Source organism: Aquisalimonas sp. 2447, from assembly GCF_012044895.1.
Taxonomy (GTDB): Bacteria; Pseudomonadota; Gammaproteobacteria; order Nitrococcales; family Aquisalimonadaceae; genus Aquisalimonas.
The window spans coordinates 2,547,753-2,570,671 of record NZ_CP050695.1 but is presented as its reverse complement, the minus strand read 5'-3'; the positions used below and the strand labels follow the sequence as shown (position 1 = coordinate 2,570,671).

The following is a 22,919-nucleotide window of genomic DNA, read 5'->3' as shown; positions in this document are numbered from 1 at the left end:
CTACTCCAGCGCTCATGACGACCGTCCCCGGGACGCCATGGTGGCGTCCTGAAGCTCCCGGCCCAGCGTGTCGTCGGCGGCGAGCCGGTCCAGGTCGCGTTCGGGGCCGTAGACAGCGAGTATCCGCAGGTACACACCCATGGTGATCGCGGGGTTGCCCTTCTCCGCGCGGTACAGCGTGGTCCGTGAGATTCTCGCCCGGGCGGCGACGAGTTCCGTGGAGAACCGGCGCCGCAGTCGCGCCAGACGCAGCCGCTCGCCAAGCCGCTCCAGGATGCGCGTGTCTGAGGGGAACATGACGGGTGGTTTGCTGGGCATGATGGAGTCAACCTGTTTTTGATGTTTTCCAAGTTACTCAATATCAGTTTTTTTGTCCATTATAAGAAACATTTTTTGTGATGAGCGGGTGTTCGGGTGTCAATGGCCATTTATTTTGACCCGTTCGTGGCCAACAACTTTGACCCGGGTGCCGGTGACTAGCCGGCGGTTTTCTGTTTGAGTCGGTAGCTCTCGCCTCCCAGCATGAAGATGTGTGAGTGGTGGATGACGCGGTCGATGATCGGCACCGCGACGTTGTCGTTGTGGAAGAACTCGCCCCAGTCGGTGAAGTCCTTGTTGGTGGTCAGGATCACCGAGCGATACTCGTAGAGGCTGTGGATGAGCTGGAAGAGGTTGTAGCGTGCCTGGCGGCTCATGGGCAGGTAGCCGAGCTCATCGATGATGAGTACATCGAAGCGTGCCAGGTGGCTGATCTTCTTCTTCAGCTCGCCTTTCATCTCGGCGAGTTCGAGTTCTTCGACCAGGGCTAGGGCGTTGCGGAACGCCACCTTGTAACCGGCCTCCAGGGCCTTCCGGGCGATGCCGATGGCCAGGTGGGTCTTGCCCACCCCGGGCGGGCCGATGAACACCAGGTTCTCGCGGTTATCCACGAAGCCGAAGTCGAGCAAGGCGTTGACCTGGCGCTTGGTGATCGTGGTCTGGTGGCGGTAGTCGAACGCCTCCAGACGTTTGTCGCCAGGCAGCCGTGCCTTGCGCTGGTTGGCCTGCAGGCGTTTGGCCTCGCGGGCGTGCTGCTCGCGCTCAGCGAGCAGATCAGCGAAGGCGAGATACGACAGCGCGTTGTCCTCGGCCCGGGCGAGCAGATCCGGCAGCTCCGTGGCCACGGCACTGCAGCGCAGGCTACGGTAGCGCCCTGCGGTGTCCTCAAGCCGGCTCATGGGTCACCTCCTGGTGGCCGCTGGGGCGGCCAAGGCGGGCGTACGCCTCCAGCCCCGTGTCGGGCAGCCGCGAGGCGGCTGCGGTCCCGGCGGTATCGTCCCGTCCGCGGGCATCGGCGCGCTCGCTGGCCTCGAGGTAGTGCTTGACGGTGCTGGCGCTGGTGCCGGGGCGGTCGGCGAGTTCCGCGAGTAGCCCGGCGTCGGCCTGCGGATAGCGGCGCAGCAGCTCCCGGACGCCACGCAGTTGGTCCTTGTAGATCCGCGGGTCGGTGGCCTTGAGCTGGCCACAGAGTTGCTCCCCCAGGGCGCTGCCCAGACGGGTCTGGATGCTCGCCTCCAGATCCGCCACGCGCTGCGCGTGGTCGCGGTAGTGGTGGGTGTTGCGCACCGTCTCGCCCTTGCCGGCGCACAGTCCATGGGTGGCGACCACTTCGCCGGTCTCCAGATCCATGACGTGCAGCGTGCTGCCGTCATCAACGACCCCGACGCGGCCCTGCTGGTAGCGCATGGGCACGGAGTACTTGTTCGCCCGCCAGGCGATCAGCCCCGTCTTGTCGACCTTGCGGACCGTGGCCGCCGGGTCGACGGCGGTGAGACACCGGGGCGTGAGATAGGCACGCAGATGGGCCCGCTCCTCGGCCTCGAACAGCTCCCGTGGCGCCCGACCGGTGGTGCCGTGGCAGCGCTCGTTGGCCACCGTGTCGAGCCAGTGTTGCAGGTGGCCGCGCAGTGCCTGCTCATCGGCAAAGGTCTCGCCGTAGAGCCCGTCGCCCTTAACGTATTTCACCCCCGCCTCGACCTTACCCTTGCTCTCCGGGTCATAGCCCTCGCAGGCGTGGATGCGCACACCGGCGGCGGTGGCGTAGGTATGGAAGCGCTCGTTGAGGGTGAGCTCCCGGAACTGCTCGCTGATGACCACCATCTTCGTCTGGTCGTACACGCACTCCTCGGGCACACCGCCGAAGGCGCGGAAGGCCTCGTCGTGCATGTGCATGAACGTCGTCGTGTCGATGGGTCGCAGCGACACCCCCACGTGCATCAGCCGTGAATAGGCGAGCACGAAGACCACGAAGTAGACCGTGCGCCCCTCGCCGCCGATGACCACCCCGCGCAGCTCGCCGGGGTCGACCTGGCACTGCACGCCCGGCACCAGATCCAAAACCGGCTCATAGTAGCGCTGCTGCGCCGTGGCCACCGTGCGCTTCATCTGCTGGACATACCGGCGCAGACTGCGCTCGGAGACGTCCAGGTCACCGAGCTTCTCCCGCAGCTTGCGGGCGATCTTCACCGCCGTGAGCCGCGGATAGCGATCCAGCAGATAGGCGATGTAGTCGCGCTGGAGATCCAGCCGCTTGGTGCGCGAGCGATCCGACTGCAGCGCGCACACCGTCTGTTCGTCCATGCGCAGGTACTTGCGCACCGTGTTCCGCGACATGCCCAGCTCCTGGCTGATCGCCCGGATGGACAGCCCGCGGCCGTCGTCGTAGAGCCCCTTGATCTTGTGTATCACAACCCACCTCTTCACTGCCGCGCCCCTGCCGCCTCAGTCGAGGCCGGGACGCTACGCATGTCTGTGGCCCAACGGCCACCCGAAGGTGGGTCAAAACTGTTGGCCAGCAGGGGGTCAATTTACTTGGCCGTTGACAGCTGCCGACAGCGGTGCCCGGGAGAGGGCCGGGCGGCGATCACGCCATGATGAGCCCGTCCTCCGTGGTATCCGTGGCCATTCCCTGGAGGACGACTGCGCCGCTGTCCTGCGTGGCGGCTTCCCAGCTTGGGCCCATGTCTTCCGGCGGGGCGTCGACGTAGTCCAGGCCGAGTTCCTCTAGATCGATGTCGTCTTCGATGACGCTGAGTGCCCAGTCGAAGGCAGTAGCATCGAGGGTGCTGGCCAGCGCCTCCCCTTCATCGGCACGCCCCGAGTAAATGCCGACGAACGCGTGGCTGCCGTCGTTCTGCTCGATGAACACTGGCGAGCCGCTGGCGCCGCCGAAGCCGGCCATGCCTTCGCCGAGATGCAGGGCACCGCTCTCGCCGCCGTGTTCGTCGTTGCCCTGGAGGTACTCGACGATTTCGCCTTCCGCGGTCCATTGGTGGAAGGTCTCGAAGGATCCGTCCCCCCTCTGTTCTTCTCCTTGCTCGAAGTACCGTGGGTCTGACGGATAGCCACTCCAGGCCACCTCGGTGCCGGTAAGGTCGCGTTCACCCCCGGCGTCCGCGCCGTTCCAGAACCAATCGAAATGCTCGCCATGGTCCACCGGCGTATCAAGGGTGAGAATGGCCATGTCCCCGTCCGGGGAGCCGTCGGACCAATCTGCCGTTTGTGTCACGGCCTCCACGACTTCAATGGATTCGCCCTCGTTGACCAGCTCGCCGTCTTTCCCGGGGTAGAAGTCGATGGCGTTGAGCGCATCAAAGTCCGCCGTGTGGGATTCATCGGACACCACGTGGGCGCTGGTCATGACGTGCTGCGGGCTGATCATGAAGCCGGTGCCTATGCCCAGGTCGCTGGTGCCCTCGAAGTCCAGAACCAGTTGGCCGATCATGTCGTATGGCGAGGTCTGGGTGTCGGCTGATTGCAAGTCCAGCCACCCTTGCTCTGCCAGGTATTCGTAACCGGGCTGCATGCGGTACATGGCGAATTCTTCCGAAACAGAGGCCGACTGCTCGCCACTGCCCCCGCTGAGTGTGATCTCCAGGCTCCCCGGCTCGTATTCGCTGAGATCATCAAACTCCGCCCAGGCGACCTGGTAACCGGCCTCATCACTGAGCACGAACGTCTGCTCCGTGGTGGTTTCACCCTGCTCCAGCGTGAACGTCACATCCTCGACATCGCCCGGATCACCGACGTGCGCCTGGACGGTGATGCCGTTCTCCATGGCTCCGGCGGTGACGTCCAGGCTGTCCAGCTTGAGTTCCTCGGGTGCGGAACGCACGAACGAGGGCAGGTTTGTCGGGACCTGGTCGGGCGAAGGGCTCGTGAGCCCCTCGTTTGTCAATGCCTCCACGACCCCTGCAGCGTCGTTGCGATCGCCGGCGTTAGCATCGATGACCTCCGCCCGCGCCTCAATGTGTTCCCGGTCATCCGCATTGAGCGCGGCGCGCTCGCCCTCGAAGTCGTCGTTGTACGCACCGGCGCTCAGAGCGGTGAAGAACTCCGAGCGCCCGATGTCGCCATTGTCGAGTTGGGCCTGCCAGTAGTCCCAACCGGCCTCGTCGATCGCCTCCGTAGAGCGCCCGAGGACGGTTTGATATCCCACGGTGATGAGGGTCTCGTGGTCCATGGAAATTGCCGTACGACCGCTGATGGCAATGCTCGCCGAGAGGCTGGTTCCCATTATTGACAGGGCGTCGCCGGACTCTTCGATATCCTGATACTGGATGTTGTAGAGATCCTCGTCCCACTCGGCGATGAGCGCCAGCAGGTTGTTGAACATCTGCGTTTCTTTTGTCATGGGCCGCTCCAGTTCAGGCTAAATGGGTCCAGGGTGGCTCGCGCTTAACGGGTCGTTCGATGTATCGAAAGCGGCAGCATAGAAGGCGGAACCTTACAGTGGCCTTACATGCGGTGCCATGCATTGACACGGCAGGCCGGGGTTCGATAGGAGTTAACTGTACGCGATGTACTGGTACACGCTTCCGCGTTAATGCCTTTTGATTGGGTGATCGAGGCGGCGGAGCATGAATGGTATACGGGAGGTGCGCGATGGCTGAAGAATTACGGGGCGATATCGGCCGTTTGTACAACGCTTTTTTTGCCGATGCGGGGGAAGACCCCCTGTCACTGGATGATCTGGACGACAGGGCCGAGCAGGCCGAGTCGGAGGGTATCGGGGAGGTCGTGGCGGATTGGGCGACGGCTGCGGACTCGGCGGTCAGCGCGATCATGGACGATGACACCGAAGATTTTGTCGAAAGCCACTACGAGCTTCTTTTTGACCGCTCCGGCGATGAGATCGATGAGCATGGTCTGAGCTTGCGTATTCCGGCCCATCGTGACCGCTCATTCCGATTGATCGTGACCGCTGATTCCGGCGCATCGTGACCGGCGATTCCGGCCGGAGCGTGACCGATTTTGGCCCTGGCGCCGGAATCCGCGGTCACGGTCCCGGAATCGCTGGTCACGATGCCGGAATCGGCGTGGTGTGCGCTGGTAATTCCCTTTGACTGCAGGCATATAGCTCTCTTTTCACTGTTCCCGGGGAGAGGGCATGCCGGCACCGAGGATTACCATGCGACAACTCAGCGAGATTCTGCGTCTCAAACACCAGGCCGGACTCAGCCACGCCCGCATCGCCGCCGTCCTGGATCTCTCCAAGGGCGTGGTCAACAAGTACGTCAGCCTCGCCCGTGCCAAGGGCGTGGGCTGGCCCCTGCCCGAGGGCATGGACGAGGCCGCGCTGGAGCGGCTGCTGTTCCCCGCCCCAGTGCTGCCCGGGCGGGGGGCGGAGCCGGACCACAACACCATCCATCAGGAGCTCAAGCGCAAGGAGGTGACGCTGCAGTTGCTCTGGGCGGAGTACGCGGCCGCCCACGGGGCGGGGGCGCTTCGCTACAGCCAGTTCTGCGAGCGCTACCGGCGCTGGCGCGCCCTGCAGCGGCGGTCCATGCGCCAGCAGCACCGGGCCGGGGAGAAGCTGTTCATCGACTACTGCGGCCCCACGGTCCCAGTGATCGACCCGGGCACCGGCGAGATCCACCCCGCGGCGATCTTCGTCGCCGTGTGGGGTGCGTCGAGCTACACCTATGCCGAGGCCACACGCACCCAGTCGCTGCCCGACTGGATCGCCTCCCATCAGCGGGCGCTCACGTACTTCGGGGGCTGTCCCATGCTGCTGGTCCCCGACAACCTCAAAGCCGCCGTCACCCGGGCCTCGCGTTACACCCCGGAGGTCAACGACACCTATATGGAGATGGCCCGGCACTACGGGATGGCGGTGCTGCCGGCACGGCCCTACAAGCCCCGGGACAAGGCCAAGGTCGAGGTGGCCGTGCAGGTGGTCGAGCGCTGGATCCTGGCGCGGCTGCGCCACCACACGTTCCACTCCCTGGCCGCGCTCAACGCCGCCATCAAGGATCTGCTCGTCGAACTCAACGAACGCCGCCTCCAGCGCCAGCCCCACAGCCGCCGGGAGCTGTTCGAGCGCCTCGACCGCCCCGCCATGCAGCCCCTGCCCGCCGAGCCCTACGTCTACGCCGAGTGGAAGTACGTCAAGCCCGGCATCGACTACCACGTCGACATCGACCGCCGACTGTACTCCGTCCCCCACGCCCTGGTCGGTCACCGCCTGGAGGCGCGGATCACCGCCACCACCGTGGAGATCTTCCACAAGAGTCAGCGCGTCGCCGCCCATGCCCGCCATGGCCCCGGCGCCCACAGCACCCTGGCCGAGCACATGCCCGCCGCCCACCGCAAGCACCAGCAGTGGACCCCGGGGCGGTTCCTCAACTGGGCGCAGGCCATCGGCCCGGCAACACTGCACGTCGTCCGCGCCCAGCTCGAGGGCCGCCCCCATCCCGAGCACGGCTACCGCGCCTGCCTCGGGCTGCTCAACCTCGGCCGCCACTACGGCAACGCCCGCCTGGAGGCCGCCTGTGCCCGCGGGCGGGCCATCGGCTCGCCAAGCTACCGCAGCATCAAGTCGATCCTCAAAAGCGGCCTCGATCGCGCTCGCGCTGGCGTGGAGCCGAGCGCCGAGACCCAGGCTCTGCCGCTGCACGCCAACGTCCGCGGCCCCGGCTACTACCACTGACCCTGCACAAGGAGACACCGATCATGCTCAACGAACCGACTCTGGAGAAACTCCAGGCGCTGAAGCTCACTGGCATGCGTGAGGCCTTCGAAGACCAGCTCGCTCAACCGGCCACCCAGGAGCTCGCCTTCGAGGAACGCCTTGCGCTGCTGCTCGACCGCGAGATCCTCGCCCGCGACAACCGCCGGCTGACCCGGCTGCTCAAGGCCGCCCGGCTGCGTATCCCCGGCGCCTGCCTGGAGGACGTCGACTACCGCCACGCCCGCGGGCTGCAGCGCCCCCAGATGGCCCAGCTCGGCTCCTGCCAGTGGATCCACCACAAGCAGAACCTGCTGCTCACCGGCCCCACCGGCACCGGCAAAACCTACCTCGCCTGCGCGCTCGGCAACCAGGCCTGTCGCCAGGGCCTGTCCACGCGCTACGTCCGCCTACCGCGACTGCTCGAGGCCATCCACATCGCCCACGCCGACGGCTCCTACCCGCGGCTGATGCAGCAGCTCGCACGCACGGATCTGCTCATCCTTGACGACTGGGCCATCGCGCCGCTGACCGCCAGCCAGCGCCAGGACCTCATGGAGCTCATCGAGGACCGCCACGGCCTGCGCTCGACGCTGATCGCCAGCCAGCTCCCTGTGGAGCACTGGCACGACTACCTCGGCGAGCCCACGCTCGCCGACGCCATCCTCGACCGGCTGCTGCACAACGCCCACCGCCTGCCCATGAAGGGGGCGTCCATGCGCCAGACCACAACCACCAACAAGGAGGAGGCCGACCAATGAGCCCCTGGGAACCCGGCCTGTCGCGCAACACGCGCTTCCACCTGCGCCTCGGTGAGCGGCGCACCACCGTCACCCTGGATACACTGCTATCCAGCTACCTCGCCATCCGCCTGGGCCTCGAGCCCGAGACACCCCAGGCGCATCAGGCCGTGCGGCGCTGGCTGCAGCACCGCCTCGATGAGCACAACGACCCCGGCCGCGTTGCCGTCAGCCAGTGGCTCCAGCGCGAGGTCCTCACCGTCGTGGTGGATACAAAACTATCCGCTCACTACGCCAACTGGCTCCTCGACGGCACGCCTCCACCACCGGTCGCGCTTGACCCATCGTGACCGATCACGCTCAATGAACACGGCCCAGCGCACACCGCGCCGCGAACCGGTCACGAACAGCGGAATCAGCGGTCACGTTCACCGGAATACGCAGAGCTACTGGGTTGAGGAGGTCGAAGAGGGTGAGGTCGCGCGTGAGGAGCTCGCTCCGGCGATGCTGAGCGGCGCGCGTTTCTACGAGGCGCCCGAGGATGTGGATGATGCGGAGGCGGCGGAACTCAACGATTTGAACGAGCAAGGCCAGGAGAACTTCACGGCGTCTTATCGGGTCGCCGAAACGACCCTTGAGGACGACTACGAGCACTTGCCACTGCCGTTCTCGGAGGACGAATACGCCGCTGCCCGTCCCTCCGCGCGAGAGGAAGTCGATGAGCTCCTCGGGAATATTCCTGAAGATGAGGCGGCGGACCTGGATGCTGCTGACCGTGAGGAACTGGAAGACCTGATCGACATCGCCTTCGCGCGGATCCTGGAAGGCGAGCCGATCCCCCAGGACGTCATCGACGACTCCCCGCTTGCGGCAAGCATGATTGACGCTTTTGCGGCGCTCGCTGAAGGCGACTTTCAGGTCTATCCCGCGGAAGCGATCACTGACGAGGATGAGTTCGATAATTTCGTCGACCTGGTCGCAGAGTCCGCGGAGGTCCATTTGGATGAGATCGCCGAGCCGGATGCCGATTACGAGCAGTTCGCAATTGGCCTGATCACAGGTGGGGATCAGGAGACCTCGCCCTTTGTCGACGAGGATATCCCGATGGACTTCCCGATCAAGGAACCGGAAGATCTCTCGGATTTCGAGCCTGGCGGCCCACTGGAGCAGTTTGACGATGCCGAGGACTATGCGGACGCGGTGCTTGATGCGCTAAATGACTTCGGTGAGGACTACATCGATCTCATTGATCAGGAACTCGATTTCGTCGGGCTGTCCCCTATCTTCGAAGGCCTGGAACCGGAAACTGCCTGAGCCTCCATCCTCCACGGGCGCCCCTTTCTCGGGGTGCCCGTTCCCATCAAGTGCGTTCGTGGTTGGACACCCGCTCTTGGTGTGTCGGCGACACATTGGACGTTTCTGGATTCCAGTGCCCCGGATGCAGTAGGGATGTATAGAGCCTGGCGTACTGGGCGAGGGAGATGTCCGCCGTCAGGTGGGTCTCAAACCGCGCGCGTGCCCCATTGCCCAGCCGTTGGGCGGTTTTCGGTTCCCGCGCGAGACGCTCCATGGCATGGGCCAGGCCTTGTGGATCGGCAGGCCTGACGACCAGGCCTGTTTCCTCGTGCTTATTGACATACGAGGTGCCCGTCGCGAGTTCGGTGGTGATCAGTGGGCGTTTCGCCATGGCGGCCTCGATCAGGGAGATGCCGAAGGCTTCCGAGCGCCGGTGTGACGGGAACACGAAGCCCCGGCAAAGGCGCATGAGGGCCATTTTGTCCTCGTCGTCATCCAGATGCCCTGTGAAGATTACCTGGTTGCCGAGACCGAGCTGCGCTGCCTGTGCCTTCAGGGCCTTTTCCACGGGGCCGTGGCCGGCGATGACAACGCGTTGATCTGTATACCGCAATGCGTCCAGCAGAACGTGCAGCCCCTTGTAGTAGCGCAGTACGCCGACAAAAAAGAAAAAACCTTCCCCCACACACTCTTTCCATACGCGGACGCGTGACGCCGACGGTATGGGGTAGCGATGCTCCTCAAGGCCGAGAGGGATCACCCGCGTGCGCTCTTCGTGGAGTTCCCTGAGAACCTCGCTCGTTCGCCGGTACTGCGGTGAAGTTGCAACCACCGTATCCACTGATGCGAGAAAACGCCGTCGCACGGGCCGGTACAGACGCTCGAGCCGGCGTTGGCGGACGACATCGGCGTGATAGGTGACCACGGCGGGCTTCCCGGAGGCAGTCAGCAGGTGCAAGACGTCCGCGAAAGGCCAGGGGAAGTGGTAGTGGACAACGTCCATGTCTGCCACGAGTTCACGAAAGTAGCGAAGCGTATTCAGGGAAATGGAGCACGAAGCCACCTCAATGTGGCGTTTGCGTTGATGGACGGTCACATCGCCATGGCGGAAGGGCTCCTTCCGCGGATGTGGACTGAGAGCGAACACGTGGCTGTCGATCCCATGGCGCCCGGTTGCGGTACAGATATGGTCCACAGCCCGCTCCATGCCGCCGTCGGAGTCGGGATAAAAGGTCCGGACCACGTGCAGTACGCGCATCATGATTCCCGGAATGCGCGGCTGATGGCGTCGGTCAGTGGCCGCAGAAGGTAGGACATGAGCGTGCGCTCACCGGTACGGATCATGACCTCCGCTGGCATGCCGGGAAGCAGGGGGTCATCGCCAAGTGCGAACTGCCGCTGCGCCTGGTCAATATAGACCCGCGCGAGATAGTAGGCCTCGCCGGTGGCTTCGTCCTCGAGGCGGTCGGCGGAGAGATGAATAACATCTCCTTCCACCACGGGGGTCATGCGGAAGCTGTAGGCGGTGAGCCGGACGTCGGCGATCTGGCCGACGCGTACGCGGTCGATATCCTCCGGGCGCACCCGGGCCTCAACCACGAGATCGTCATCCTTCGGCACGATCTCCGCGATACGGCTGCCCGCGTCGATCACGGCGCCTTCCGTATGGACGTCCAGCGCGACAATCACGCCATCCACGGGTGCGCGTATCGTGGTACGGGCGGCGCGACGCTCAAGCGCGCGCCGTTGTTCGGAGAGGTTGTGGTCCTGTTGCTCGACTTCGTTCAGTCGGTCCGCCACCTCGGCTTGGCGCTCACTGCGCCGTTGGGTGATTTGAAGCTCGGTTTCGGTGATTTCCACGCGGAGCCGATCGATTTCCGCCTCCAGTTCCGCGATATCGCCCCGGTTCTCCACCAGGAGCTGTTGGAGTTCCCTGCTGCGCCGGCGGTCGGTGAGGCGCTGTTCCACGAGATCCGCGAGTTCGTCGAGTTCTTCCGCGTAGTAGGCGCGGCTCTCACGGCGGGCGTCGGCGACCGTCTCCAGGCCCTGGATCTGTGTCTCCAAAGCCTGGACGCGTTGTTCCAGCAGGTCGATTTCTCCGTGGAACAAGTCCTGACGTGTATTGAAGATGGCTTTCTGCGCGAACAGAGCCCGAGCGAAGTGTTGATCCCCCGCATCCTCAGGCTCCGGTATGAGGGGGGCCATGCTGTCGCGATTGTCCCGCTCTGCTTCAAGACGGATGCGTTCGGCGCGGGCAGATGCATGTTGCGATCGGATGGTTTCCAGCTCCGCATTGACCTCCGTGGCGTCGAGTTCGAGGATGACGTCACCCGCTTCCACGGAGTCACCATCACGCACACGGATACGCTCCACCAGGCCGCCGTCAAGGTGCTCCACGGCCTGCCTGTAGGAGTCGACCTGGACAACGCCGGGTGCGACTGCGGCGCCATCCATTTCCGCGGTCACGGCCCAGGCGCCGAAGGCACCAAAGGCGACGAGGATGATCACGAAGCCGATCCAGCGGGAGCTCCGATCGCTGCGTGGGACCGGTGGTGCAGAGCGGGTTGTGGTTGTCGTGGTGTTCTGGGTCATCCGCTGGTACCCGTTGCCGTTGCGCTGGCGCCGCGAGCGAAGCGCTGTAAAACCTCATCCCGGTCTCCGGCTGCCAGCAGCCGGCCTTCCTTGAGAACGAACAGCCGATGGACCCGCGCAAGAACCGCGTGGCGATGGGAGATGACGATCTGCGTGCGGCCAGCATCATGGCCTTGATCCAGCGCGGCGGTCAGCGCGGCATCACCGCTGTCGTCGAGATTGGAGTTGGGTTCGTCGAGCACCAGGATCGCCGGATTGCCATAGAGGGCACGTGCCAGGCCGATGCGCTGGCGCTGCCCGCCGGACAGGGTTGCGCCCCCGGGGCCCAGATAAGTGTCGTAGCCGTTACCAAGGTGCAACACGAGTTCGTGAACCCCGGCGGCCTGCGCGGCCTCCACCACTGCCTGCGCATCCACGTCACCGAAGCGGGCAATGTTTTCCGCGACGGTGCCCTCGAACAGTTCAACGTCCTGGGGGAGATAACCGATGTGCGGACCCAACTCATCGGCGTTGTAGTCCGCGACATCAGCGCCGTCGATGCGCGCGTGGCCGGCACGTGGGGGCCAGACACCCAGCAATGCCCGCACAAGTGTGGATTTGCCGGCAGCGCTGGGGCCGATGACGCCCACGGTCTCACCCGGTGCGATGGTGAACGACACTGCCCGGATTGCCGGCTCGCTTGCCCCCGGCGGGACGACGGTGAGCTGTTCGGCGTCGATCCTGCCCTTGGGCGCCGGCAGGGAGAGTTTGCGTTCCTCGGCCGGGTGCTCCGCCAGTAGCTTCTCGAGTCGGCCGAACGCCTGGCGGGCGCCCATGATGCCGCGCCAGTTGCCGATCAGGCTGTCCATGGGGGCAAGTGCGCGGCCCAGGAGGATGGTGGCGGCGATCATGATGCCGGGCGTGATGAGCTGGTGGATGGCGAGATACGCGCCGGTGCCGAGAATGAGTGACTGCAGCAGCAGCCGAAACGCCCGGCTCGTGGCATAGAAGGGGCTCGCTTGATCAGAGGCTCTCGACTGGAACCCGATGACACGTTCCTGTCGCTCCTGCCAGCGCTGGCGGAGGCGATGGACCATCCCCATGGCCGCGGCCGCCTCGGCGTTGCGCAGTTGGTTCGTCAGCGTTTGCTGTGCGGCCACCTGCTCGGCATTGGCCTGGTTCAGCGCGGCGCGGCTCATGAAGTTGTTCGCCAGGGCCAGGATCAAAAGGATCAGCGCACCGCCCAGGGCGACCCAGCCCAGGAGCGGGTGGAACAGAAAAATGACGGCAATGTAGATGGGCAGCCACGGTGAGTCGAAGAATGCAAGCAGCCCGCTGCCGGTGAGGAACTGACGGACGGTGTTGGCGTCCTGCACCGGTTGGCTGTCGGCACCTCCCGGCGTGATGAGCCCGCGGCGAAACAGGGCATCGAAAACACGGTCCCCGATCAGGCTATCCAGGCGGCCGCTGGCACGCACCAGTACTCTGGAGCGGATCCACTCCAGGGCGCCAAGCACCACCATGAGCACCACCACGATGGCCGTCAGCATGACCAGCGTCGATTCGCTGCGGCTGGCGAGTACGCGGTCGTAGATCTGCAGCATGTAAAGCGGTGGCACCAGCATCAGCAGGTTAATGAACAAGCTGAAGAAGGCGGCCGCCCAGAAGGTGCCACTACAGGCCCGGACGGCGGCGCGCAGCTCCGAGCCCTTGTTTTGTGGTTTCGCCATGCTGATAGGCTCCGCCTCGCGCATTGTTAGTTATATGGGCCACCCCGGGTGGGTGGTCTGGTTCAGGCGTCGAAATTGAATGAGACATCGCCGCCGCTGCCGGCGCCGTTTGTCTTTCCGGTGTTCCCGCCGGATTGTTGCCCCTTCTTCGCTTTTTGCGCATGGGCATTGGCAAGGCGCACCAGCGCAGGAAGCTGCGCCGTGGACAGAATCTGCGCGTAGGCGAGAGGGAGTGCCCCTTCACGCCGCAATTCCGCAAAGCTTGCGTCATCCAGGGCGTTGAGCTTTTGTTCACTGACCGATTGCAAGCCGTTCAGCCGCCAGCGCTTCTCACCCACGGTCACCGTCGGTTGCCACTCCTCGAGTAGCCCCGCGCCTGCCAGCGCCTCAGTCGCGCGACGGGTCGCCTCCACACCGGTGGTGAACTCGCGGAGAATCGCCTTGGCCTGGTTCAGCCGCTCGGTCGGCTCACCGTCCTCGGTAAACAGCGGCTCGCCTTCGGTGTCCGACAGCACCCCCGCCTCGGTGTCGATGGCAACAGCGGGTGGTGCGTCCGCCTGGGATGGTTGCGTGAGAATGAACGGATAGCGGCGAACAGCAGCCGGTACGTAATCGCTGAGCCAGCGGCCATCCGGACCCACCAACAGGTTGGATTGGCCATCCAGACCCAGCATCGCGACGAGGCGTGGTTCCGGGGTCTCACCTCGGGTGACGAATGCTAGAGGCAGCCGTGCGGCCAGGCGGGACAACTCGCGGGCCGCGACCGGGACCATTCCCTGATTGCGCGCAAAGCCGTAACTGCGCAATGGAGTGAAGCGCTTCTTGGCGTGGGTTTTCGATGACAGAGCAACGACGTTCTGATACATGGTCTTCTCCGTGACGAGCAGTCGCCTTTGACGAGTTGTGCGTTCGCAGGGCGAATACTCTCACTCTGTCCGGGGTGAACTCTACAGAAGAAAAGGGCCCCGGCAGGGGCCCAAGGGAATGCAAAGGCCCGGCCACTCCATGTGACCGGGCCGGGCTGCCATCAGGCGATCAAGTCGAAGTTGTCGGCGGTCAGCTCGTCCGCTGATACACCCACAAGCTCCAGTTCGAAGTCACCTTCGATGTTGTGGATCTGCGTGAAGTCCCCTTCGTTATCGGCTGCGGCAGCGAAGACATCATCCCAGTCATCCATGCCCTCGTCGTCGATGCCGAAGCCGTTGACCAGGAGGTTGTCTTCGTCGAGGTCGAAGGCGACATCTTCGAGCAGGAACTCCATTTCGTCGATGCCCGCAGAGCCGTCAGCAATTTCCACTCGCTGCCCTGACGCCATTTCAGCGAAATCAAACGTCAGATCTTCTGCCGCACCCGTACTAAACAGATTGAAGGAGCGATCTGCTCCGCTGACGTCTTCGCCATAAAGCTCAACGGTCAGCCCGGAGACATCGTCACCGCTAACCGAAAAGTTTATCCCGGTGATGACGTTCGCGTTCATCTCGGTAAGATCGAACGTCGCATCGTCTCTGAAGTGTGGCGTATTGGCATCGACTCTGAGCGCCGTATCACCCGCCAGCGTCAGGGACTCCATTGCACGAGGCGACGCGAGGTACTCGACGGTATTACTGCTAGATCCGCCTCCAACAGAATTAATCGTCATGTCAGCGCCGTCAACTGCAACGTCGCTCACCCGATTGCCGGAACCGTCGAAATTGATCTCAACGGAATCAGCCCCACTGGCATCGAATCCCTCGATGGTGGAGTCCGACGTTAGATCGAGGTAAACCTCCTCTGCCGCATTGGCTTCAAAGGACGTCACATTGGCACCGTCTCCAAAGCTGGCCGTCACGGCGTACTCGTCGCCACCGGCCTCGATGGTGTCCACGTCCGCGTAAGCGCCGAACGTCAGGTTCACCTCACCATCCGGGTCAGCGGCTGCGGTACCGGCCGTAATGCTGTCCACGTTGGCCTCGTCACCGAAGGTGACGTCAACGGTAGTGGCCTCCGCTGCATTGATGTTGCCGGTTACCGTGACATCGTCGCCAAACGTCGCATCAAAGGTCTCGGCCGTGCCTGCCTGGATGGTGGCCATAGCGGTTCCGTCGGCAAAGCTTCCCTCGAACGCATCGGCGTCATTGGCGAGAATCTCGCCAACCCAGTTCTCGGTGCCATTGACCGTGACGGTCACAGCGTCCGCGGCGTTACCGACATTAATCTCGTCCGTGCCAAAGTTCGGTCCATCTCCATTGAAGGTAACCGTGGCATCGGCAGTGGCAGCGGTCATGTCGATATCACCGATCCAGTGCCACTCGTCGTCCGGCGACCCTTCAGTTGTCACGGTCAGCGCGGAGGAATCATCCCCATCGGCTTCCTGCACAAGAGTGTCAATACCTGCTGCGGAATCCGCAGCCACGGCTTCACGGAACACAACCGAACCGTCGGCACCAAGATTCTCGACCGTGTCGATCCACAGGTATTCATCACCGATCGAGGCGGCTTCAGCATCAAGGACCAGATCATTAGTGCCGGCAACATCGAGTTCATGGAGCCAGCGGCCCTGATCGCGCAACAGTGCTGAGACATCGCCGGCTTCAGGCCCGGCCACGGTCAGGGTGTCGCCATCGGCGAGTGCGGAGTCCAGACGAATCGTACTATCGTTACCGGTGGCATCGCCGAACACCTCAAGGCGAAGATCACCGTCTTCCGGCTCGATGGTCAAATTGCCATCGAAGCCGTCATAGAGCCGCACGGAGCCGTCCCAGTCGGTGAGCCGTGTTTCGGCATCTTCAATGCCGCCGGCAAACCCGAGGGTATCCGGGGTATCGGTGAACTGGCCGAGGTCCAGCTCGTGCTCGCCGTAATCGCCAGCATCAGTCTCGTTGATGATTACCGCATTGAGCTCACCATCACCTGCCGAGATGGTTCCGTCATCCTGCAAACCGGCCAGGCGATCGTGGGTGCCGTCCGGATCCCCGTTCTCGTCGAGCGCTTCGCGGACATCGAGACCCAGATACAGGTTGCTCGAGCCCTGGATGTCGATGCTCTCTGTCTGGCCGCGGTTTACGTCCGGGCCGAGCGCTTCGGTGTCCACACGGACCAGATGGGCCGGAGCCACCGCGTCCGCGCGTTCGGGCTCGGCGATATCCGACAGCACCAGTTCGAGATCACGGACGTGGCCATCGGTGAACTGCATGTTCTCGACTTCGATGGCACCCCCATCGCCAGCGAGCTCGACGCGCGCGGCATCACCACTGAACTGCTGGGCGTAGCCGAGTTGCAGGGTGTCCATGCTGCCGGCAACCTGCACCGGTGCCTCGCTGCGGATGGATTCCAGCGTGGCGTTGTCGTCATAGCGACCCACCTCGAAGGTGCCCGGATCAGCGTGGAAGAGGTTCACGGAGCCGATATCGCGCAGCCCGAGAGCACCGTCACCACCGATATTAAGATTCTCGGTATCGCCGGCGAAACCGGAGAGATAGACCACGGCATCGGCGCCGATGGTGACACCGTCACCGTTCACCAAGCCACCGAGTTCACCGGTCCCCAGGTACAGTTCTTCACGACCGTCCTCGGTGCCTTCGACGGTCAGGCTGTTCTGGTCGTCACCCATGATGGCGTCGAAGAGGGCAACTCCGCTCGTGCTTGCGCCCTCAAGGGAAACCGTCAGGTCGTCGGTCAGGCCGCTGACATCAACGTCGACGAGTCTGCCGCCCAGCGAGCTGTAGCTTGCGTTGACGGTATCGACGTTCTCCCCGTTGAGGTTGATGTCATTCGCAAGAGGTCCCAGGCCCACGCTTAGCTGAAGGCTCTCGGCCTCATCTGTCGCGTTGATGGTTGTGTCGCTGCTGCCGGTGGTGGCGAAGCGAATGACCTGCTCTTCACCGACCTGTTCAATAGTGTTGCCATTGGCGCTATTGCCCAGGGTGATCTCCTCAAGGGCGTCGCCGTCGGCGAAGACCGTCGAGCCTTGCGCGCCACTCAGCGATACCTCCTCAAGGGCTGAACCTGCCGCCAGATCCACGTTGGCTGTATCACGAAGCGTCGCTTCGGTGAGGCTGTCGCGCGTCTCGACGTGCATGTTTGATGCGTCGTCAATGGTCACATCTTCCAGCTGGTCACCGAAGAGGCCAGTATCGAGGACGGCGTATTCGGCCACGACGTCGGCGACGTCCCGATCCGGATCGTCGGCCGCAATGTTGTCGACACGATCACCCGGTGTGCCTGGGAAACCACCGCTGCCGCCATCCACCACCAGTGACTGCAGGTTGTAAACAGAAAAGGTGTTATCCAGGCCGGCGTCATTCCAGGCGGATTCCGGATCGAAGTCCTCTAGGTTGTTGGCATTGGTGGCCAGTGTGTTGTGGCCGGCGCCACCGTCGAAGGTCAGCGTGTTACCCGGCAGGCCGGTTGAGGTGTACTCCTTCCACAGCTTGTCACCGGCACGGACTGTCGTATCCTCATTACTCCCGTAGACAACCGCATTGAACTGGGTCGATGCTTCCGCCAGCCCGGGATCACTGACGTCGACATCCAGCTCGGCATCGAGTTGGCGCGCGTCGACGCGGGTCAGCGCCATGCCGTCATCGGCGACCAAGGTCAAATCCTCGTCACCGGAAAGGCGCAGACTGTTGGCGCTGTCGGCAACAAGGTAGATGTCGTTATCGAGATCTCCGTCGCTCTGGAGGCTGTCGATGTTCAGCTGGGTGCTCGTCGGCGCACCGCTGACGCCATCGAGGACAACCGCGCCCTCATACCCGCGAATTGCCGTGTTGTGCACCGACGTGACGTCCATGTCGTCGAGCACGATGGCATTCGCGTTGACATTGGAGATGCCGAGGTCGGTTGCGCTATCAATATTCTCGGCAACCAGGAAGGCGCCCGGCGCGTCCGTATCCCGGAACACCAGGTTGCCGAGGTCGTCCGCGTCACGTAGATCAACCGTTGGCGTATTGCGAATGAACAGGGTGTCGACCTCGCTCAACTTCGGCGCAACGTCAATTGCGTTATCAAAGTTCTGGGAGATGGATGCCGAGACGTTGTCGGCCTGGCTGCCGTTGACGGTCCACTCCTCTTCACCGAGGACCCGGTTCACCACGTGCACGAGCGTGTCGTCTTCCTGCGGTGTGATGTGAACACCGCTCTCCTCCGAATTCTCCGGCGTATGGGTGCCCCAGTCCAGTTCCAGCGCGCGCTCCGTGGGCAGGTCGAGTTCCATCGGGTCAGGAGCCTCAGCGGGATCCAGCCATCCCAGACCGAGCTGGTTAAGCTGTACGAGTTCGGCATCATCGCTCTCGAACCGGCGTGCCCCTTCCATCATGTTCAGCGCCAGTTCGCCCTCTGGCACGGCGCCTTCCATCAACTCCCGCACCCAGAACTGGAAGCCCTCGAAATCAACACCTTCGCTGAAATAACCCTGCTGGGCGGCGGTAAGGTCGTCAGGCTCAAGTTCCAGGATCTCGGAATCACTACCGATCACGTTCGTGATCTCGTCCCCTGGTGCGCGGCCCAGCAACTGCTGGTAGTGGTTCTCCACAAGCCGACCGAAGAATACGCCCTCGTCGAGTTGTTCTGCGCTGGGATCCTCGTCGATGCTGAGGTCTTCGCGAATGCTGTCCCGGACCCGGGAATGGATGCTGTTGTCACGGGTTGCCCAGTCGGAGGTCAGCGTGAAGAGGTCACCGTCTCGGTCAGCAAGTTCCTCCTCTGACTCGTCCAGTCGGGCGGTGCTCGGAGTTACCCCGAAAATCGCTTCGTACAGGTTCTCTAGCGTTTGCCGTTCAGCCATGGCTTATTCTCCTTTACTTGCGCTTGATGGCTTCTGCCTGAGACCCCGGTACAGGGTCAGATTATTCATTGTTCCGTCTTTCCGAGAGGCCTGTATAACGACGCTTTACGGCGAGTCAGCAGTCGCGCTGGCCTGGCCAATACCCTGATTTCCCCCGGAATGAACTGAATTGCACGTATAATGTGATACAAAAACAAAGAGTTGTCGGAGCCTTCCGGGAACTGTATCAACGTGTCTGTTCCCTGTCGATCACACTGTATCTATGGTTACCTTACAGTCACCTTACATGCTGCCTGACCGTATCAACGGTTACCTTACACCGGCCTTACATAATGGCTTAACAGACGAGGTGATTAAAAATCGGATCGCAAGCTTTCAGCCTGATCGAGGGTTTCATAGGTGCCATTGACGTGGGTGGCCAGCAATTGGGCGCGGTAGCGTTTGGCCAGCGCGGACCATCGGTGCCCGTCGAGCCAGCGGCCCCGCCCGGCATGTACCCGGGCGCGCACCTCGGGATCAAAACCGGCACGGAGCTGCTGCAGCACGTAGTGAATGGCGCCGGAGTCGAAGCCATCGATCGCATGGGTGGCGTCACGCACCGGGTCGAAGATCGGTGCCGGTGTCGTTGCGACGTCGGGACATGCGGCGAGGGCGACGGTCACGGCACCGCTGGAGGACTCGTGTGTGTGCTGGTAAGGCATGACAACCATGTGGCAGCCCGCGAGCAGCCGCTCGACCTCGCTGTGTGGCAGGAAGTCGGTATACCAGTCGATGCGGTCGGCAACGCCGTGTCGCTCGGCAATGCGTCGGCAGTGCTGGAGCTCATGACGGGAGATCGGGTCGTCACGAACCGCCGTGACAAGCCGCAGGCGAGCCTTGGGCTCGTTGAGACCCGCGAACGCTGCGATGAGCTGATCCGTGCCCTTATGCGGGAGCAGGAAACCGAATGTGCCGATGACCAGGCCGTCCGATGATGGACCGGGCAAATCGGCTGTCGGCTCGTTCACGCCATGGGGCATCAGCACGGTGTTGTCACTGATGCCGATCCGCTTGAGGTTATTGAGATCGTCCAGGGTGTGGACGAAAACACGGTCACAGACCGTCAGGCACGTCGCGACGTCCTCCACTGCAGCCGTATCGTGGGCAATGAGATCGCGTGTGTTGTGCAGCGTGAGAAAGACGCTGTGGCCGCGGTGGTTCAGCGATGCGATGCCGTGACGCAGGGTGTCGTTGAGGCGGTAAAAGCCCGGATGGTGCTGAATCCAGATGATCTCCGTCTGCGGGTGACAGGTACGTAAGTCGGGAGTTTCGCCGTAGGACCATGCGTCGATGACTGATACATCCTCCAGGGGCGTCCATCCCGCCGCGGTGGGTCGCTGGCGCGGGGCGAGGATGTCCACGGCATCGCCGAGCGTGCGGAACTCGTCCGCAATGCTGCGGCTGTACTCGGCCACCCCGCAGGCCTCCCCCCATGTTGTTAACAGGCTCACCGACAGCGGCTGGTCCCGCAGATGCCGCAGGCGGCCCGCCTGATAAAAGCTGTGGATACGGGCGAGAGCACTGAGCAGGGAGTCGCTGGCGCGGGCGGAGAAGAATCGAGCGACCATGTCGTCGTGCAGCTTCTGCGGGCGCGCCTCAACGCGCCGATCACCCGCAAGCAGCGCGTGGCACACCTCGGTGAGGACATCGGTCAGGTGCTCGGGGCTCGGGTCTGTCCAGACGGAATCACTGCTCAGCAAGTGCGATCCGGAGCGGTCGAAGCGATAGCGAATCCACCATGCATTCTCCGCGGTGGCGAAGTCGGTGTGTGCGCCGGCGCCAGTGACGATCAGCGGCCGGCGATGCTCGCCCGCCTCGATGGCCGGCAGGTTGAGCCCTTCACCGCGGGTCGGCAGCACCACTGCGTCGGCTTCTCGGTAGAGCCCAGCCATGGTGTCGGCGTCATAATCGTCGAGGATGATGTGCACACGGTGTCGGTGCGCCTCCGAGACGAACTCGCGGACCCAGTCTTCAATACGGTTGTGGGGGTTGGGGAACGTCTTGATGGTCAGGTGGACGTTGTCGAGCCTGGCGGCCAGCGCATCAAATGCTTCCAGAAGCACGTCCGGTGCCTTACGTGGGAAGCAGGAGGACACATGTAACAGATGGACCGAGCCGCGCTGCTGCGCTCGCGCGAGGTCGCCGACGCTGCTTTGCCGCGCGCGAGGGTCCGGGCGCAGGGGTAGCGTGATGACATGGATGGGCAGTGTGCACCCGCTATCCATGAGCACCTTCTTCACGAACCAGGAGGTCACGACGACCCCGGCGTAACTGTGATTCAGGGTGTCGATCATGTCGTCCCGGACGCGGGACTCTTCCCAGGAGAACAGCGCGATGGGAGTGGCGCGTGTGCGGTCGGGATCATTGACCGGGGGAAAGTGGTGATAAAGACAAACGCCCGGCGTGGTTGTCGGTTGAGTCGATATCAATGCCTCCAGGGAATCGGCTTCCGCAGGGCCGCCGGGGACGGGCCGTAGATGTTGCACCGGCTCGCCCTCGCGGGGATGGATGGTGAGACTGAATTCGGGGTAGTCGGCACGGAGCCGATGAACGATGTTGCGGTTGACCACGGCCAGGCTGTAGCTACCGACGAAGTGGCCGTCGATGGCAATATGGTGGAGCCGCTCCTGTAATGCGTGGCGTGGTACCAGCGCGTCCCGCTGGTCGAGACTCGACAGCCGCACCGACGCCGGTCGCGGGGGCAAGAGTTCTTCGAAGTCTTCGTTGCGAGCATAGCGCCGGATCGGCGGCTGACTCTGAACGGACAGTCGTAGCAACTGGCCTCGGAGTCCGGGGAACGGCCGCACTATGAGCGCGACGGGGCGGCGAATCCAGGGAATTGCGGATGCACTGCGCACCGCTCGAGCCATGTTCCGCCGCAGGGCCGCCCGGCCCAGGTACTGTTCCTGCAGGACCGCGCATGCGGTTCGGACCCGATCTGTCAGGCGATGCCACCACCGCTCGGAGCGTAGGCGCTGTAGCTCCTCCTCGAGGTTTTCGACCCGCCGCGCGAGTTCTGTGAGGTTGTGTTCGAGGAGTTCGACCCCGCCGCTGCGGCCGCTGATGATGTGGGTCAGTTCGGCCAGCTCGGCCACGGTACCGTCAGCGCAGCGTTTCTGTGCGAGGATCGCGTAGTCCGGATAGGCCGTCATGGCCCAGGGGAGTCGCTCCGAGAGCGCCGCGTCGTTCGTCGGTGCGGGCGGTCCGTTGAGGCGCAGAACCAGTGGCCTCGGGAAGCCGGCATCGCGGGCCACGAATTCAAGCAGCCCCGGGGGCAGAGGGCTGCGATGCGTCGGGTCCACGTGGAAGCTCCAGAGCCCGACCTGGAGGTTTTCCGGATTGGGCGTCTCGAGGAGGAGCATCCCTCCAGGGGCCAGCGCGCGGAAGGCCTCCTTGATCAGCATCTGTAGCTCTTCAAACGCCAGGTGTTCGGCAATGTGAAAGCCGCTGACGAGTGCCAGTGAGTGATCCGCCTGCGCTGCCAGCTCCGCCAGCGCATCGCCTTCGTCTACCGCTAGCCCCTGTTCCCGGGCGATGGCCACCATGGCGGGGTTAGCGTCGACGCCCCGCGCCTGCAGCCCGTAGCCGCGGAGCATCCCCAGCCATTCACCGCGGCCGCAGCCGAGATCCAGGGCGTCGCGCTGTGCACACGTGGCCTGCAAGACGTCCAGCGCCGGTTGGTAGATGGTCAGGCGCTGCCTGATCTCGTCCTGTGACCCGCGAAAACTCTCCTCAAAGCGGGTGTAGAACTCCGCATCCATTCGTTCCGCCTCTGGCCTGTGTTGCGATTG

Annotated in this window: 15 protein-coding genes; 5 read left to right on the top strand and 10 right to left on the bottom strand. The window is 63.5% G+C overall.

Going from position 1 to position 22,919, the window contains the following annotated elements; all coding sequences use genetic code 11:
• Nucleotides 1-12 precede the first annotated feature (12 nt).
• From KU884_RS12030 to KU884_RS12015, 4 genes are all read right to left on the bottom strand, one after another.
• Nucleotides 13-318 carry a helix-turn-helix domain-containing protein gene (locus KU884_RS12030; RefSeq protein ID WP_167782869.1) on the bottom strand — a complete coding sequence of 102 codons (306 nt, stop codon included), beginning with the start codon at nt 316-318 and terminating at the stop codon, nt 13-15.
• Between the two features lie 158 nt (nt 319-476).
• Entirely contained in the window at nt 477-1,217 is a 741-nt protein-coding gene (gene istB / locus KU884_RS12025) for an IS21-like element helper ATPase IstB (protein WP_167781427.1), read from the bottom strand.
• Complete coding sequence (gene istA / locus KU884_RS12020; RefSeq protein ID WP_167782868.1) at nt 1,204-2,727, bottom strand: IS21 family transposase; 1,524 nt, start codon at nt 2,725-2,727, stop codon at nt 1,204-1,206. Before istA (KU884_RS12020) ends, istB (KU884_RS12025) begins: the two co-directional genes overlap by 14 nt.
• A 175-nt stretch (nt 2,728-2,902) precedes the next feature.
• Nucleotides 2,903-4,672: a trypsin-like peptidase domain-containing protein gene (locus KU884_RS12015; protein ID WP_167782867.1), complete on the bottom strand. Its 1,770-nt coding sequence runs from the start codon at nt 4,670-4,672 to the stop codon at nt 2,903-2,905.
• Nucleotides 4,673-4,923: 251 nt separating this feature from the next.
• Between KU884_RS12015 and KU884_RS12010 the strand changes: the two genes are divergently transcribed.
• The 5 genes from KU884_RS12010 to KU884_RS11990 all read left to right on the top strand — a co-directional run bounded on the left by KU884_RS12010 (nt 4,924) and on the right by KU884_RS11990 (nt 9,042).
• Nucleotides 4,924-5,262, top strand: coding sequence for a hypothetical protein (locus tag KU884_RS12010; protein ID WP_167782866.1), 339 nt, complete (start codon nt 4,924-4,926; stop codon nt 5,260-5,262).
• A gap of 166 nt (nt 5,263-5,428) precedes the next feature.
• Nucleotides 5,429-6,970: an IS21 family transposase gene (istA, locus tag KU884_RS12005; RefSeq protein WP_167782865.1), complete on the top strand. Its 1,542-nt coding sequence runs from the start codon at nt 5,429-5,431 to the stop codon at nt 6,968-6,970.
• Between the two features lie 23 nt (nt 6,971-6,993).
• Nucleotides 6,994-7,749 (top strand): IS21-like element helper ATPase IstB, encoded by a 756-nt coding sequence (gene istB, locus KU884_RS12000; protein ID WP_167782864.1) that lies wholly within the window; start codon nt 6,994-6,996, stop codon nt 7,747-7,749.
• Nucleotides 7,746-8,078, top strand: coding sequence for a hypothetical protein (locus tag KU884_RS11995; protein WP_167782863.1), 333 nt, complete (start codon nt 7,746-7,748; stop codon nt 8,076-8,078). Before istB (KU884_RS12000) ends, KU884_RS11995 begins: the two co-directional genes overlap by 4 nt.
• 13 nt (nt 8,079-8,091) lie before the next feature.
• On the top strand, nt 8,092-9,042 hold the full coding sequence (locus KU884_RS11990; protein WP_167782862.1) for a hypothetical protein: 951 nt from the start codon (nt 8,092-8,094) through the stop codon (nt 9,040-9,042).
• 46 nt (nt 9,043-9,088) lie between these two features.
• On the opposite strand, the gene KU884_RS11985 is transcribed toward KU884_RS11990, so the two are convergent.
• The 6 genes from KU884_RS11985 to KU884_RS11960 form a co-directional block, all read right to left on the bottom strand.
• The gene (locus KU884_RS11985) at nt 9,089-10,285 is read right to left on the bottom strand and encodes a glycosyltransferase (RefSeq protein ID WP_167782861.1); all 1,197 of its coding nucleotides are present in this window, start codon (nt 10,283-10,285) and stop codon (nt 9,089-9,091) included.
• Nucleotides 10,282-11,616, bottom strand: coding sequence for an HlyD family type I secretion periplasmic adaptor subunit (locus KU884_RS11980; RefSeq protein ID WP_167782860.1), 1,335 nt, complete (start codon nt 11,614-11,616; stop codon nt 10,282-10,284). Before KU884_RS11980 ends, KU884_RS11985 begins: the two co-directional genes overlap by 4 nt.
• Nucleotides 11,613-13,325, bottom strand: a complete 1,713-nt coding sequence (locus tag KU884_RS11975) for a type I secretion system permease/ATPase (protein WP_254432039.1) — start codon at nt 13,323-13,325, stop codon at nt 11,613-11,615. The genes KU884_RS11980 and KU884_RS11975 overlap by 4 nt, the downstream gene beginning before the upstream one ends.
• A gap of 62 nt (nt 13,326-13,387) precedes the next feature.
• Complete coding sequence (locus KU884_RS11970) at nt 13,388-14,191, bottom strand: SapC family protein (protein WP_167782858.1); 804 nt, start codon at nt 14,189-14,191, stop codon at nt 13,388-13,390.
• A 161-nt stretch (nt 14,192-14,352) separates the two neighbouring features.
• Nucleotides 14,353-19,089, bottom strand: coding sequence for a hypothetical protein (locus KU884_RS11965; protein ID WP_167782857.1), 4,737 nt, complete (start codon nt 19,087-19,089; stop codon nt 14,353-14,355).
• A 353-nt stretch (nt 19,090-19,442) separates the two neighbouring features.
• The gene (locus tag KU884_RS11960; RefSeq protein WP_167782856.1) at nt 19,443-22,889 is read right to left on the bottom strand and encodes a glycosyltransferase; all 3,447 of its coding nucleotides are present in this window, start codon (nt 22,887-22,889) and stop codon (nt 19,443-19,445) included.
• Between the last annotated feature and the right edge of the window lie 30 nt (nt 22,890-22,919).